Here is a 15,254-nt window from a genome sequence, read left to right as displayed (position 1 = left end):
TCAGGGGTGTCAGCCGCGCGGCCCGAAAATGAGCCAGGCTAAGAGTCCGATCACCGGCAGGAACAACAGCACGACAATCCAGATGGCTTTGCTCAGCGCACCGGCCCCGGACTGGGCAACTTTGATGATGGCCCACAGAATAATGATGAACCAGATAAGGCCGAAAAGCCCCGTAATTTCCAGGCCGAACATGGCGTGCTCCTTTTGGTTTGCGGGAAGGCCCGCTAGTCTTGTCGCAACAACACCTAACACCACACATGGGGAGAAGGCTATGACAGGCAACCCGGCAGATGCCCGCAGACAGGATATTTCATTCGTCAGCGAGGGGGATGTGTGCCGGGGCTGGCTTTATCTGCCCGACGGGGTTGACCAGCCGCCGCTGGTCATAATGGCGCACGGGTTTTCCGCCGAGCGCACGTTTGGGTTGCCGGCCTTTGCTGAAAGGTTTGCCGCTGAAGGTATGGCGGTTTTGCTGTTTGATTATCGCAATTTTGGTGACAGTGATGGTTCGCCGCGCTTTTTGGTGGATCCGCAGCGGCATGTGGCTGACTGGCGCGCAGCCATCACGTATGCGCGCACACTGCCAAACGTGGATACGACACGCCTTGCCCTTTGGGGGTCGTCGTTCTCCGGCGGGCATGTCATTACCATTGCCGCCGCTGATCCGTCGATCAGTGCCATTGTCGCGCAGGTGCCGTATGTCGGCGGCCTGGAGGTAAAACTGTCGGTACTCAATACGCTCAAAGCAGCGGGCAGCATACTAGCCGACAAGGTGGCGTCGTTGTTTGGCGGGGCAGTAACGGTGCCCATCGTCGGGCCTGCGGGCAGTTTTGCGTGCATGGCCTCCGATGAGGCCATGCAGTTTCTTGATATTGTTGATGAGGCATCGCAGTGGAACAATCAGGTGCCGGCGCGGGCGCTGACAACCCTCGCAGCCTACCAGCCGCGCGATGTGGCGGGGCGGGTGGCATGTCCTGCCCTGGTGCTGGTAGGCGCGCGTGATGAAACCACGCCGCCGGAACTGGCGCGGGAGGCCGCAGCCTTGATGCCGCGGGCCGAAGTGGCGTCATTTGAAGCGGGGCATTTTGAGGTTTATCTGCCGCCCCTGTTTGAGGATGTGGTGGCACGTGAGGCGGCATTCCTGAGGACGCATCTTGCCGCCTGACTTTTTTAGCATGCGGCCTGCGCCATAGGCTTTGCGGCGCTGGCGGGTTTCCGATAGAACTCGGCCCCTGACATTCACCCCCTAATCAACGCGGAGTGTCGGCGTTTGCGCGCATCCGCGCTGTTCGCCGCGCGACGGAGGCAATGGAATATGGCGTCCTATCAGTATGTCTATGTGATGGATGGGCTTTCAAAGACCTATCCCGGCGGCAAGCAGGTGCTCGACAATGTGCGGCTTTCGTTTCTGCCCGGTGCCAAGATCGGCGTTGTGGGTCTGAATGGTGCCGGTAAATCGACGTTGCTGCGCATCATGGCGGGAACTGACAAAGAGTTTCAGGGCGATGCATGGGCGGCGGCCGGGGCAAAGGTTGGCTATCTGCAACAAGAGCCACACCTAAACGAGACCAAAAACGTCCGCGATAATGTGATGGAAGGGGTTGCCGAGCTTACCGCCAAGCTTGAGCGTTACAACGAGCTGGCGATGAACTATTCGGACGAAACCGCCGACGAGATGTCGCGCCTTCAGGATGAAATCGACGCAAAAGACCTGTGGGACCTGGACAGTCAGGTTGAAATGGCGATGGATGCGCTGCGCTGTCCTGAGCCGGACGCCGACGTTACCAAATTGTCGGGTGGTGAGCGCCGTCGGGTGGCGCTGTGCAAGCTGCTGCTGGAAAAGCCGGATCTGTTGCTTCTCGATGAGCCGACCAACCATCTGGATGCTGAATCCGTTGCTTGGCTGGAAAACTATCTCAAGGAGTATGCAGGCACGGTGGTGCTGGTCACTCATGATCGCTATTTCCTCGACAACATCACCGGCTGGATTCTGGAAATCGATCGAGGCAGCGGCATTCCCTATGAAGGCAATTATTCGTCGTGGCTTGAGCAGAAGCAGAAGCGGCTGGCACAGGAAGCCCGTGAGGATGTGGCCCGCCAGCGCACGCTGGCTCGTGAAGTGGAGTGGGTGCGCTCCAGCCCCAAGGCACGTCAGGCCAAGTCCAAAGCACGTATTCAGGCCTATGACGAACTCCTCAACGCGGACAGCCGTGACATGGAGAAGAAAGGGCAGATTGTTATTCCCGCAGGGCCACGGCTTGGCGGCAATGTAATTGAGGCGGACGGGCTGACCAAGGCCTTTGGTGACCGCCTGTTGATTGATGACCTGTCGTTCACACTGCCGCCGGGCGGCATCGTCGGCATCATCGGCCCTAACGGGGCGGGCAAGACTACACTGTTCCGTATGCTGACGGGTCAGGAAACACCAGACGCGGGTTCTCTCAAGATCGGTGACACAGTGGTGATGGGCTATGTGGACCAGAGCCGCGATTCACTGGATGCTGACAAGACCGTTTGGGAAGAAGTGTCAGACGGACTGGACATTGTGAAACTGGGCGAGCGCGAAATGAACTCGCGCGCCTATGTGAGTGCGTTCAACTTCAAGGGCACGGATCAACAGCGCAAGGTGGGGTTGCTGTCAGGCGGGGAGCGCAACCGGGTGCATCTGTCGAAGATGCTCAAGTCCGGGGCCAACCTGCTGTTGCTCGATGAGCCGACCAACGATCTTGATGTGGATACGTTGCGTGCGCTGGAAGATGCACTGGCGAACTTCGCCGGGTGCGCTGTGGTCATCAGCCATGACCGCTGGTTCCTTGACCGTATTGCCACGCACATTCTGGCGTTTGAAGGTGACAGCCATGTGGAATGGTTTGAAGGCAACTACGAGGACTACGAAGAAGACCGCAAACGCCGCCTTGGCGAGAAAGCGGCGGTGCCGACGCGCATCAAGTACAAGCGGTTTGCCCGCGCCTGATGCCGGATGGCCGGCCGGACACAAGCGAGCCGGGACAGAAGCCTTCACAGCCTTTCAGACTTGACTAGCTGGCGTCGTCTGCGTCCTGGGTTACGTCTTCTGTGGCCGTTGTTTGCGGTACTGGTTCGGTTGTCGTGGTTTGTGTGTTCTGCCCAGCCCGGGTACCGGCTTGTTTTCGTAAGTGGTCAAGCAGCGCCTCGAAACTGCCGCCATTGTTGCGGATCTGCGAGGAAAACGCGCCTCGTTGCTCCTGTGCCATCCAGATGCCGGCAACGTTCACGTCAAAAACCCGAAAAGACCCGTCCTTGTCGCGGATGAGCCACCACTCCACACGCAGCGGCTCATTGCCCTCTGCGAAAGTGATCTTGCTGTCGACAATGACCTCGCGGCCTTTGTTGCCTTTTTCCACGCTGTCCAGAACCAAAAACTGCTGATCTGAATAGCCGGTCAGACGGCCCAGATAGACTTTGACAATGAACTCACCCAGCAGGTCGAAGTAAGTTTCCTTTTGCTCCGGCGTAGGCAGGCGCGCGTACTGACCCAGTGCAAACAGACCAACGCGGCGAATGTCGAGCGCGCTCAGCAGCAGGGTGCGGAACTTGTCTTCGGTCTGGGCGGCATCAAGCTCTTTGTCGCTCAGAATGGCGATTGCGGCTTCGCCCAGATCCTTGACGTAAGCCTTGGAGGCATCGTCTGCCTGTGCGTGGGTCACGGACAGGCCAATCATCAGTGCCGCGAGGGCGAAAAGCGATGTCAGCTTGCTGCTAAACAACCGCAGCGCGAGCGCAGTGCTGTCGTGAGCAGTGTGGCGGATAATAGCCGTTGTAGACATGGGAACGCATCCTCACAAAAATCATTAGCCGCATGACAACTAGACATTTGTTATGTGAACCGCTGATGAAGGTACTCGTTTATCGTGAGACCTTGCCAGTGCACATCAAGCGCACATCATTGGCAATACGCCGTGACAAGCACAACTGTTACCCGTTCAAATGCCCGTGTTTTGACCGCTTGCAGGTGACGGCTGTGTCTCGATTGCGTCATTGGCTGGTGTCTCTGCATCAAACTCATAGTCGTAGTCGATGTCGGAGATGTCCGGCAGGCGATTTGGGTCAATGGTGCCGTTAGCAATTTCGTTGTTGCGGCTCTGGCGGTACAGGCTGCGCAGGGCTGCATAATAGTCAACGGATGTGCGTTCGATCTCGTCCAGCGTGCCCAGGTTACGGGCGCGCAGGTCAAGGCCATTAATAGCGAACCGCGCTGTGGGGATGATGCTGTCGCTGTTCCAGAATACATAGGTCAGCGGGTCAAATGCCTGATCGACAACAAAGCCTGCGAGGTCGCGGGGCGGGGCAGGCCCCAGCAGCGGCAGATACACATAGGGGCCTTCGCCGGTGCCCCATACAGCCAGTGTCTGGCCGAAATCTTCGCCGTGGCGCGCATAGCCCCAGTCTGTTGCGGGATCCAGCAGGCCGCCGACGCCGGCTGTGCTGTTGATGCCAAAGCGTGTGATCGTTGTGCCCGCGCGGTCCCATTCTCCCTGCAGCACGTCGTTCACGAGAATTACCGGCGTGCGCAGATTGTCGAGGAAGTGGCGGATGGAATCTTTTGCAACGCGCGGCAATACGGCGTCGTAGCCCTGCGCGGCTGGCTTCAGGATGAGACCGTCAAGCAGTTGGTCATTGACCGCGAAGAAGTAGCGGTTCAGCGGCTCGATGGGATCGTTGGCTTCCTGATATGCGGCAACAGCTGGCTGGTCGCCCGGATCAGGGCGTGTCGCACATGCACCAAGGGTCAGGGCAATTGCCACAACAACAACCAGACTGGTGCCGGACATGCCAGCCTGCGAAATATCTTTGGTGTTTGCCGCTTTCGTATTCACGCCGATCCGCCTCCACAGTGCACGGCATATTTGGACATCCGTGCGTTTCGCGCAATTTTGCCGCAAGCCCGATTACGCAAAGATGTACGCCGCGCCGATTTGCGGGGAAAACCCGTTTTTTTGACGCTGGCGTCGCCACTTCAGGGAAATACAGCGGTCAGGCGCACATGAAGTTGGGGATTGTGCGCCCCGCTGCCTTTCCTGCCGGTCTGCCGTCCGACGTGTGGCAACTCTGGCTTGCAGAAAACTCCTGCGATTCTTTGCTATCACAGCCTTCGCGGCATCGCCATAAACGAAATCGGGAGATGTTTTGCCGTCTTTGATTTGTGGCGCAAATGTCGCGTTCGGTGAGGCCGAAAAGCCTCAGGGCGGGCTTACCGGCTTGTTTTTATGCAGATGCTCGTTTTGGAGGCCAACTTTTGCTCTCTGGCGGAATACTCGATTTGGACATGCACATATCTTTATATTAGGCTGGCCGCTCCGATGGATCACTTTGAGCACCTACGGGAACCATGATGGAATCGCTATTGCAGGTATTGAGGGCGGCGGGGGAAACCACGCGCCTGCGGCTGCTTGCGACGCTTGGGGAAAGCGAATTGTCGGTTTCAGAAATTACTCACGTGCTGCGCCAGAGCCAGCCCAGGGTCAGCCGACATCTCAAACTGCTGACTGATGCGGGCCTCATCACCCGCTTCAGGGAAGGCAGTTGGGTATTTTACCGGCTTGAAACGCGCGGACCTTATGGCGAGCTTGCGCACAAGCTGCTCGAGCTTCTGCCAGCAGATGACCCGGTCGTCATGCGTGACCGCGAGCGGCTTGCAGACGTGCGGGCCGAGCGGGCGCAACAGGCAGCGGAATACTTCAAGGCCAATGCTGCTGAGTGGAGCGAAGTGCGGGCTCTTTATGTGCCTGAGCAGCAGGTGGAGGAAGCTGTCACCTCGATGATGGAAGCTGAGCGCGTACCGGTATTGATCGACCTTGGCACCGGCACCGCGCAGATGCTTGAGCTGTTGTCGGGCATTGCTGAAACCGCCATTGGCTACGACATTAGCCACGACATGCTGAACGTTGCGCGCGCCAACCTTGAGCGCAAGGGGCTGACGCACTGCCATGTGCGCTACGGCGATATTTTGTTGTTGCCGGAGCCTGCTGGTTCGGCAGATGTGGTGGTGATCCACCAGGTGTTGCATTTTCTGGATGATCCGCGCGCGGCGGTCGTTGAAGCCGCACGTTTGCTCAAGCCAGGTGGTCGCTTGCTGATTGTTGATTTCGCGCCCCATGAGGTCGAGTCATTGCGCGAAAGCCACGCCCACCGTCGTCTTGGGTTTCCCCGCACAGAAATGGCTGATTTTGTCAGCGATGCGGGGCTGGATATGTCGGCGGTGCGCGACCTGCCACCCGGGCAAGGCGACAGCGCCCAACTCACAGTTTCGATCTGGCTTGCTGCAAAGCCGCATGACGCACAGCGCAACCGGTCACACCTCAACCAGAAACAAGCCGATGTACAAAAGGAGAGCGTTTGATGGCCACGGGTAATGGCGATACGCAGGCGGGGCCGAAGACCGCAACAGCTTCTGGAATCGAAGTCTCGTTCGAGTTCTTTCCACCCAAAACCGAAAAGATGGAAGAGACGCTGTGGCAGTCGGTCAAAAGGCTGGAGCCGCTGCATCCGCGCTTTGTGTCGGTGACCTATGGCGCAGGCGGGTCAACGCGCGAGCGGACGCACGCAACGGTCAAGCGCATTGTGGACGAGACATCGCTCAAACCGGCAGCGCATCTCACTTGCGTTGAGGCAACCCGCGAGGAGATCGATGATGTCATTCGTGAGTATTGGGAAGCAGGTGTGCGCCACATTGTGGCGCTGCGCGGCGACCCGCCTTCCGGCATCGGTGAAAAATACGTGCCGTTTGACGGCGGATATGCAAATGCAGCCGAGCTTGCGGCTGGCATCTCCAAAATTGCGCCGTTTGAGATATCGGTTGGTTGCTACCCCGAAAAGCACCCTGAGAGCGCCAGCTATGACGCCGACCTTGATCTGCTGAAAGCAAAGATCGACGGCGGAGCCACGCGCGCCATCAGTCAGTTCTTTGTCGAGCCGGATGTGTTCCTGCGGTATGTGGATCGTGCGCGCAGTGCGGGCATCGAGATACCGATCGTGCCGGGCATCATGCCGGTGGGCAATGTGGCGGGCTATCTGCGCATGTCCGAGGCGACAGGAGCAGGCGTGCCGGACTGGTTTCGCGAGCGGTTTGAGGGTCTGGATGATGATCCTGAAACGCGTCGGCTTGTGGCGCTTGCGGTTGCCGCAGAGCAGGTTCAAAAGCTGGCCGACCAGGGAATGCGGCAGTTCCACATCTATACGCTGAACCGCGCGGAAACTGCGGTTGCGTTGTGTCACATACTGGGAGTGCGCCCTAACAAGCCGCTGGCAGCCTGAGGGTAAAAACCCCCAGGGGTGCCCGGCAGCTTGTCGCTGCTCTTGTTGGCGTTTCCTGTGATGGTTTTGAGGTCTAGATCAGTCCGAAAATCACGGCACCCACGAATGCAAAACTTGCACAGGTGAAAAGCCATATCGCTGTTTGGCCGGACGTGGTCTTTGAAGCGCGTGCAGTCATTAGGGCCTCCCGCATCTGCTCCTTGGGGACTCACAGCGTGTCAGCACAGTGTGCGTTTGGGAAGCGGTAATCGTCGCTGCGTTGCACCGTTACTGTGCAGGTGCGAAGGCAGCTTGCGCTATGTTGCCGGGCGTCCACCGCCGGGCCTTCCGCCACCATCAGGCCTCCCACCGCCGGGTGCGCCGCCACCTGCGATACGGCCCGCGCCCTGGCGACCCACGGGCATGTTGAGTTCGGTTAGTAACTCTGTGCGGGACAGGTGTCCGTTATTGTTGCTGTCGAAGCCGGCAAAGACTGTTTGCAAACCTTCGCCCAACTCATTCGGGTCGATAGAAAGTGACCCGTTCGTGTCGAAGCGGGCGAGGCCGGGTACCGGATAGCGCGTGCCTAGCGTGGCTTCTGCCCATATCGAAAACTCAATGCTGCTGATTGTGCCGCTTTTATCGGCATCCATCGCGGCAAACAGGGCGGGTATCGCTGCAGCCAGTTCGTCTGTGTCGGTGGCAAGGTCGTGGTTGGTATCCATGTCCACAAACATCAGTGCTGTGGGTTTGGCTACCAGAGCACCATGCTGCATTTCAGGGTCGCCTGATTGTTGAGGTCCGGCATTTTGCGGGCCCCGCGGGCCTCCGCAGGCGGCCAGAGCCAAAGCGGCGGCAAGTGCCAAAAGGGTGTTGGAGTTGAGTGCCGACATTACCGGTGGTCCCCCGACTTAGTGAATTGAGTGGGATTTAACGCGGGCGCTGGTCCAAATCCGTCGCTGGCTTGGCAGCTAAAGTTTACCGAACCCGCCGCCACCGGGTGTGCTGATAATGATGGTGTCGCCCGCATTCATCGTTGTCTGGTCGCAGGCCGTGAGTTTTTCAGTGTTTCCTGCCGCCCGTTCAACGGCGTTTTCACCTGTCGACCCTGCTTTGCCACCGGACAGCCCAAAGGGCGCGGTCGTTCGGCGTTGCGACAGGATGGAGACGGACATCGGCTCACGAAAAGTGATTTCGCGTATAACGCCGTCGCCGCCGGTGTGTGCGCCTGCACCACCAGAACCTGAGCGGATATCGAACCGGCGCAATATAACGGGGTATCTGCTTTCAAGCACTTCAGGGTCGGTGAGGCGGGAGTTCGTCATGTGCGTTTGTACAGCGCTTGCGCCATTGAAGGTCGCGCCAGCGCCGGAGCCTCCGGCGATCGTTTCGTAATACTGGTAGGTGTCATTGCCAAAGGTGAGGTTGTTCATGGTGCCTTGGGCGGCGGCCATGACGCCCAGTGCACCGAACAAGGCGTCGGTGATGGCCTGACTGGTTTCCACATTGCCTGCCACAACGGCAGCGGGATAGTGCGGCTTAAGGAATGAGCCGTCAGGAATAATCAGGTTGATGGGAGCAAGGCAGCCTGCATTGAGCGGAATGTCATCGTCCACAAGACAGCGGAAGACATACAAAACAGCGGCCCGCGTGACCGCATCAGGCGCATTGAAGTTTGAGGGCAGTTGGGCGCTGGTGCCGGTGAAATCGATGGTCGCGGTGCGCGCCGCCGCGTCAATGTCTATGGCCAGTCTTATGACAGCGCCGTTGTCCATCGTCAGTTCAAACGTGCCCGGTTTGAGCGTTGTGATGACGCGGCGTACGGCCTCTTCGGCGTTGTCCTGAACGTGACGCATATAAGCGTGCACGGCGTCCAGCCCATAAAGTGTGACCATGCGGGCCAGTTCCTGAGCGCCTTTTTCACAGGCGGCAATCTGCGCGCGCAGGTCAGCGATGTTCTGGTCAGGGTTGCGCGCAGGGTGGGTGCCTTCGGTCAGGCGCGCGCGTATGGCGGTGTTGCGAAATGTGCCTGCGTCCACCAGTTTCTCGCCTTCAAACAACACGCCTTCGTCATCCACGCTGCGGGAGTTTGAGGGCATGGACCCGGGGGCAATGCCGCCGATGTCTGCGTGGTGTCCACGGGCGGCTGTGAAGAACAGACGCTGCGTACCCTCATTGTTGAACACGGGTTTGATAACGGTGATATCCGGCAGATGCGTGCCGCCATTGTAGGGGGCGTTGAGCACAAACACGTCGCCGGGGTGCATGTCGGGATGTTGGGTGATGATGCTTTCAACGCTTGCCCCCATAGACCCCAGATGCACGGGGATATGCGGCGCGTTGGCAACCAGATGACCGTCGCTGTCAAAAATCGCACAGGAGAAGTCCAGCCGCTCCTTGATGTTTACCGAGTGGGCGGTTTTCTCCAGCGTGAAACCCATCTGCTCGGCAACCGACATGAACAGGTTGTTGAATACTTCCAGCATCACCGGGTCTGCGGTTGTGCCGATAGCAGTACTGCGGACGCGGGTTTCGGCGCGGGTCAGAATCACGGTGTTGTCGGCGGCAACATCTGCGCGCCAGCCCGGCTCTATGACAATGGTCTGATGTGGCTCAATCAGAATGGCCGGGCCGGTTATGCAGGCACCGGGTTGTGCTTCATCACGCATAACCACCGGCACGTCATGCCATGCGCCTCGCATGAACGCCTTCTTAGTTGTATGCGCGCGGGCCGGATATGCCGCTTGCGCAGATATCGCCGGCGGTGCCTGCGGACGAGGCTCGCTGCCGATGGCTTCCTGGGCTGCGGCTTCCACAATGATGGTCTGGCCGGGCGATGAAAACCCAAACCGCTGGCGGTGTGCTTCGTGGAACGCTGCTTCAATATCAACGGCTGGTCCAAAAGGCACTTCAAGGGCTGTGTCAGTGCCTGCGTACCGGACGTGCACGGTAGGTTCCAGCCGTATGTGGTCCTGGCCCACGCCCTGAGCCAGCACCTCTGCCTTTGCGGCAGCACCAAGGTCATGCAGCAGAGCTGTCAGTGCCTCAAACCCCTGTGCGTCCAGCGGCTGGTTCAGGGCGTGCGCGCGGGTGGCGCGAATATCGGCAAGGCCCATGCCGTAGGCCGACAGCAGGCCCGACATCGGGTGGATCAGGCAGGTGGTCATGCCCAACGCATCGGCCACGAGGCAGGCGTGCTGACCTCCGGCACCGCCAAAGCTCGTCAGGGCATAGCGGGTTACGTCGTAGCCCCGCTGAACCGATATTTTTTTGATCGCCTGCGCCATGTTCTCGATAGCGATCGTCAAAAACCCCTCGGCGATCTGTTCAGGGCTTTGGCCGCCCTTCGTGGCAGCGTTGATTTCGTCAGCGAGGGTACCGAACTTGTGAGCAACCGCATCAGCATCGAGGGGCTGGTCGCCGTTCGGCCCGAAGATTTCGGGAAAATACGCCGGGCTTAGTTTGCCGGTCATCACGTTCGCGTCGGTTACGGTCAGCGGGCCGCCACGCCTGTAGGCGGTGGGGCCGGGGTCAGCACCCGCGCTGTCAGGCCCCACGCGCATTCGGCTGCCATCGAAGGTCAACAAAGAGCCGCCACCTGCGGCCACCGTATGAATGCGCATCATTGGTGCGCGCATACGTACACCTGCCACTTCGGTTTCGTAGGCGCGCTCGAACGTGCCGTCGTAGTGACACACATCCGTTGAGGTGCCACCCATATCGAAGCCGATGATGTTGATATGCCCAGCCATGCGGCTGGTCTCGACCGCACCGACAACACCGCCCGCCGGCCCTGACAGGATGGCATCCTTGCCCTGAAATAGATCGGCATCGGTCAGCCCGCCGGAGGACTGCATGAACATCAGTCGTGTGTTGGTTGTGTCGCGGTCAAGGGCCTGCGCGACGCGGTCAACGTAACGGCGCAGGATCGGCGACAGATAGGCGTCCACCACTGTTGTGTCGCCGCGGCTTACAAACTTCATCAGCGGGCTGGTGGAGTGGCTTGCAGATATTTGGGTAAAGCCAATGTGGCGGGCGATCTGCACAAGGCGCTCTTCGTGCTGTGCATAACGGTAGCCGTGCATGAGGCAGATGGCGACGGCGCGGATGCCGCCTTGAAACACAGCCTGCAGCGCGGTGCGCGCGGCGTTTTCGTCAAGCGGCGTCAGCACCTGGCCTTCGGCAGCGATGCGCTCGGTCACTTCGATGACGTGGCTGTAAAGCAGTTCAGGAAGACTGATGGCCAGCTTGAAGATATCTGGCCGCGCCTGATACCCGATGCGCAGAGCGTCCTTGAAGCCTTGGGTGGTCACAAACAGCGTGGGTTCGCCCTTGCGCTCCAGCAGTGCGTTGGTGGCAACAGTCGTGCCCATCTTGATGGCGCCAATCCTGTCGGCAGGGAGCGCCGTGCCAGGTGCGGTTTTCAGGAACCGCGCGATGGCTTCAAGGGCCGCATCGTCATAGACGCCGGGATTTTCAGACAACAGTTTGGCGGTGTGCAAAACGCCATCGGGGTCGCGTGCCACGACATCCGTGAAGGTGCCGCCACGGTCGATCCAGAAGTCCCACCTGGTGTGTGCGTCGTGTGTCATTGTTTGCCGTGATACCGGATTTGCGGGCGCAGCGACACCGGGTGCTGTTTCGTGCCCGCCCAACACACCCTATAAGATGGGGCATGACACTCTGGGATCGCATCACCGGCACGGCGCAGACTGTGCTCGACACGCTTAAAAGCGCTGTTGGGTCCGGCGAGGGCGGCCCTGGCATCGCCTTCACGATCGCCGTTATAGCGCTGTCGGCCAAAATGGCGAAGGCGGACGGTGTGGTGACGCCTGACGAGGTGGAAGCTTTCTCGCAGGTATTTGCGGTAGACCCGCAAGATGCAGCCCATGTCTCGCGCGTTTTCAACATGGCGCGGCGCGATGTCGCGGGGTTTGACAGCTACGCACGGCAGATTGCCCAGATGTTCGAGGACAATCCAGGTGTGCTCGAGGACCTGATGGACGGGTTGTTTCATATCGCCCGCGCGGACGGTGTGGTGCATGAAGATGAGCTGATATTCCTGCGTGATGTCGCCGGCATTTTCGGCTTTTCAGACTTCGAGTTTGCCCGCATCCGTGCCACCAACACCGGCGAGGCTGTGGTGGACCCTTATCTGGTGCTGGGCGTTACGCCGGATGCGTCTGATGCGGACCTCAAAAGGGCGTATCGCCGGGCGGTTTCGGAAAATCATCCTGACAGGCTGATGGCGCGTGGCGTGCCGCCTGAGTTCGTGGCGCTTGCAAACGACAAGCTGGCCACAATCAATATGGCGTGGGGAGAGTTGAAGAAACTGCGGTCAATTACCTGACGGTTTGTTGCCTGCACACACCAGTGATGCGAAAACTCCGGCTCGCTTTGGCGGGCAACCGCATGGTACAGCGCTTGGCATCATGACCCCGCCGCATCTCGCTCTCATTCTGATCGTCTGTCTTGTCTGGGGCTTCAACTTTGTTGTGGCCAAGGTAGCTGTTGTCGAGATTTCACCGATGATGCTGGCGGGCAGCCGGTTCGCGCTGCTCACGGTGGTGCTGATCCCGTTCCTTAAAGTCGTGCCGGGTCAGATGTGGCGGATAGCAGCGGTGGCCGTCACCATGGGCGGCGCGCATTTTGCGCTGATGTTTGCGGCGCTTGATATTTCAGACAATGTGTCGGTCATCGCCATCGGTGTGCAGCTCAACGTACCGTTCGCGACGCTGCTGTCGGTGTTCGTGCTGCGCGAACAGGTGGGGTGGAGGCGCTGGCTGGGCATGGGCATCGCGTTTGGTGGTGTCATGCTCATCAGCTTCGACCCTGCGGTGTTTACAGCGCTCGAAGGCATGGCGCTGGTCATTATTGCAGCCTTCATGGCAGCGCTTGGCATGATCTTCATGCGGCAGATGGTGGGCGTTGGCGTGTTCACGTTGCAGGCGTGGATCGCAATTTTGTCATGGCCGCCGCTGTTTTTGCTCACCGCCCTTTTTGAACCACACGAGTTTGCCCGCACACTGGATGCAAGCTGGCTGGCGTGGAGTGCCGTTTTGTACACTGCCGCAGGTGCCAGCCTGCTGGGCCATGTGGGGATGTATTACCTGCTGCAACGCTACGAAGTGTCGCTGATCTCGCCGATCACGCTGCTGGCCCCGGTCATCGGCGTGTTCTTCGGCGTCACGTTGTGGGGCGACGAATTGTCGTGGCGCATGATTGTAGGTGGGCTGATGACGCTTGGCGGGGTGCTGGCCATTGCGCTGCGCAAGCCGCCACCTGCTGATCCCAAAGCGCTCGCTGTAAAAGCGGCGGCAGGCTGACATGACCACGCCGCATCTTGCCTTCATGGTTCTCATCAACCTTATCTGGGGGTTTGCGCTTGTCGCGGGCAAGGGCTCGCTTGAGCATTTCCCGCCGTTTCTGTTTATGGCGCTGCGCTTTGGCATGGTGGCGCTGGTGCTGCTGCCGTTCCTTGCCATTCATTGGGGACGGATGCGTGAGGTTTTGCTCATAGCATTGTGTGCCGGCCCCATCGGCTTTGGTTTTTTCTTTGCCGGTCTTGCCATTGCAGATGCCTCTGTTGTGGCAATTGCGGGGCAACTTGGGGTGCCGATCGCGACCATTTTCTCAGTCATGTTTCTGGGCGAAAAAGTGCGCTGGCGGCGCTGGCTTGGCATCACGCTGGCGTTTTTGGGCATCATGGTCATCAGCTTTGATCCGCGGGTGTTCGGCTTCATTGAAGGGCTGATCTTTATTCTGTGTTCGGCCATCGTGGGCTCGTTCGGCACCATCCTGCAGCGGCGACTCAAGGGCGTGGGCACGTTTGAATTGCAGGCGTGGATTGCCGTCGTTGCGTTCCCCTGTTCGCTGCTGGCTACATATTTGTTTGAAGCTGGAGATCCTGTGGCGCTGATGGAAAGCGCCAACTGGATTGAGTGGGGCGGCATTGTATATGTGGCCTTCGCCTCCAGTCTTGTGGGCCATGCGGGCATTTATTGGCTGCTGCAACGCTATGAAGTGTCACAAACCGCTCCCTACACGCTGCTTGCACCGCTGTTTACGGTTATCTTCGGCGTTTGGCTGTTGGGTGATATGCTCACCTGGCGCATGGTGGCCGGTGGTTCCATCACACTTGTTGGCGTGCTGATTATCTCCATGCGCGAAAAAGAGTTCACCGAACGTCTGCCCCGCGGTGCCTGATTATCAACCCTGAGGAAGCCGGATCACGTCATGAATATCGCGGGTCGCTGGTCGCCCAATTTTGATGCCCGCGCCAACAACTGCGCCCCCAACATGGTGGTATTGCATTACACCGGCATGGAGACAGCACAGGCGGCACTTGAGCGATTGCAGGATCCCGAGGCCAAGGTCTCGGCGCACTATCTCATTGATGAAGCAGGCCGCACTTTTGCACTGGTGCCGGAGCCTGAGCGGGCATGGCACGCCGGCGTTGCATGTTGGGGCGGCGAGACGGATGTCAATTCGCTGTCCATTGGCATTGAGCTTGCCAATACCGGCCACGAGTTTGGCTATCCGGATTTTCCCGATGCGCAAATAGCATCGCTTCTTGAGTTGATGGCTGAGATTTTCAGCCGCTGGCCGATCTCGCCCGCGCGCGTGGTTGGGCACTCCGATGTGGCGCCAATGCGCAAATCAGATCCTGGCGAAAAGTTTCCCTGGAAACGCCTGGCCGACGCGGGCTTTGCCATCTGGGTTGAGCCTGCACCGCTGGTCGCGGGGCCGACGCTTGGCCCAGGGGACACGGGTGATGCCGTCAAAGACCTGCAAGCGGCGTTGATGGTTGCGGGGTACGACATTGAGGCTGATGGCGTTTATGACGACAAGACGCGTGCTGCGGTTACCGCGTTCCAGCGCCGCCAGCGACCACAAAGCGTTGACGGGATTGCTGACAGATCAACCCTCCAAACGCTTGTTCGTTTTCTGGCGGCGCTAAAGTCCGTGCGTTGAATACTCGT

13 protein-coding genes are annotated in these 15,254 nt (G+C 59.2%); 8 read left to right on the top strand and 5 right to left on the bottom strand.

What is annotated here, in order from left to right:
• Positions 1-9: 9 nt before the first annotated feature.
• Entirely contained in the window at positions 10-192 is a 183-nt protein-coding gene (locus tag RIB87_RS13785; protein ID WP_350147650.1) for a PLDc N-terminal domain-containing protein, read from the bottom strand.
• Positions 193-271: 79 nt separating this feature from the next.
• Between RIB87_RS13785 and RIB87_RS13780 the strand changes: the two genes are divergently transcribed.
• Together RIB87_RS13780 and ettA are read left to right on the top strand one after the other, a co-directional pair.
• Entirely contained in the window at positions 272-1,165 is an 894-nt protein-coding gene (locus RIB87_RS13780; RefSeq protein ID WP_350147648.1) for an alpha/beta hydrolase, read from the top strand.
• 150 nt (positions 1,166-1,315) lie between these two features.
• Positions 1,316-2,974: an energy-dependent translational throttle protein EttA gene (gene ettA, locus RIB87_RS13775; protein WP_350147646.1), complete on the top strand. Its 1,659-nt coding sequence runs from the start codon at positions 1,316-1,318 to the stop codon at positions 2,972-2,974.
• Between the two features lie 64 nt (positions 2,975-3,038).
• On the opposite strand, the gene RIB87_RS13770 is transcribed toward ettA, so the two are convergent.
• Positions 3,039-3,806 carry an MlaC/ttg2D family ABC transporter substrate-binding protein gene (locus tag RIB87_RS13770; RefSeq protein ID WP_350147644.1) on the bottom strand — a complete coding sequence of 256 codons (768 nt, stop codon included), beginning with the start codon at positions 3,804-3,806 and terminating at the stop codon, positions 3,039-3,041.
• Between the two features lie 156 nt (positions 3,807-3,962).
• Entirely contained in the window at positions 3,963-4,856 is an 894-nt protein-coding gene (locus RIB87_RS13765; protein ID WP_350147642.1) for an MlaA family lipoprotein, read from the bottom strand.
• Between the two features lie 515 nt (positions 4,857-5,371).
• Between RIB87_RS13765 and RIB87_RS13760 the strand changes: the two genes are divergently transcribed.
• Together RIB87_RS13760 and metF are read left to right on the top strand one after the other, a co-directional pair.
• Positions 5,372-6,379 carry an ArsR/SmtB family transcription factor gene (locus tag RIB87_RS13760; protein WP_350147640.1) on the top strand — a complete coding sequence of 336 codons (1,008 nt, stop codon included), beginning with the start codon at positions 5,372-5,374 and terminating at the stop codon, positions 6,377-6,379.
• On the top strand, positions 6,379-7,293 hold the full coding sequence (gene metF / locus RIB87_RS13755) for a methylenetetrahydrofolate reductase [NAD(P)H] (RefSeq protein WP_350147638.1): 915 nt from the start codon (positions 6,379-6,381) through the stop codon (positions 7,291-7,293). The genes RIB87_RS13760 and metF overlap by 1 nt, the downstream gene beginning before the upstream one ends.
• 296 nt (positions 7,294-7,589) lie before the next feature.
• Here the strand turns inward: metF and RIB87_RS13750 are convergent, their stop codons facing one another.
• Both RIB87_RS13750 and RIB87_RS13745 read right to left on the bottom strand, forming a co-directional pair.
• Complete coding sequence (locus RIB87_RS13750) at positions 7,590-8,165, bottom strand: EF-hand domain-containing protein (RefSeq protein ID WP_350147636.1); 576 nt, start codon at positions 8,163-8,165, stop codon at positions 7,590-7,592.
• A 78-nt stretch (positions 8,166-8,243) separates the two neighbouring features.
• A complete protein-coding gene (locus RIB87_RS13745; protein WP_350147634.1) occupies positions 8,244-11,864 on the bottom strand; it encodes a hydantoinase B/oxoprolinase family protein in 3,621 nt (1,206 codons plus the stop codon).
• Positions 11,865-11,947: 83 nt separating this feature from the next.
• Between RIB87_RS13745 and RIB87_RS13740 the strand changes: the two genes are divergently transcribed.
• From RIB87_RS13740 to RIB87_RS13725, 4 genes are all read left to right on the top strand, one after another.
• Entirely contained in the window at positions 11,948-12,622 is a 675-nt protein-coding gene (locus RIB87_RS13740) for a TerB family tellurite resistance protein (RefSeq protein WP_350147632.1), read from the top strand.
• Between the two features lie 82 nt (positions 12,623-12,704).
• Positions 12,705-13,598 (top strand): DMT family transporter, encoded by an 894-nt coding sequence (locus RIB87_RS13735; protein WP_350147630.1) that lies wholly within the window; start codon positions 12,705-12,707, stop codon positions 13,596-13,598.
• Between the two features lies 1 nt (position 13,599).
• On the top strand, positions 13,600-14,478 hold the full coding sequence (locus tag RIB87_RS13730) for a DMT family transporter (protein ID WP_350147628.1): 879 nt from the start codon (positions 13,600-13,602) through the stop codon (positions 14,476-14,478).
• A gap of 30 nt (positions 14,479-14,508) precedes the next feature.
• Positions 14,509-15,246, top strand: a complete 738-nt coding sequence (locus RIB87_RS13725; RefSeq protein ID WP_350147626.1) for a peptidoglycan recognition protein family protein — start codon at positions 14,509-14,511, stop codon at positions 15,244-15,246.
• Positions 15,247-15,254 lie beyond the last annotated feature (8 nt).

Source organism: Pyruvatibacter sp., assembly GCF_040219635.1.
Lineage (GTDB): Bacteria > Pseudomonadota > Alphaproteobacteria > CGMCC-115125 > CGMCC-115125 > Pyruvatibacter.
Note: the sequence above shows the minus strand (reverse complement) of the source record. Positions and strands in the feature narration are given on the sequence as shown.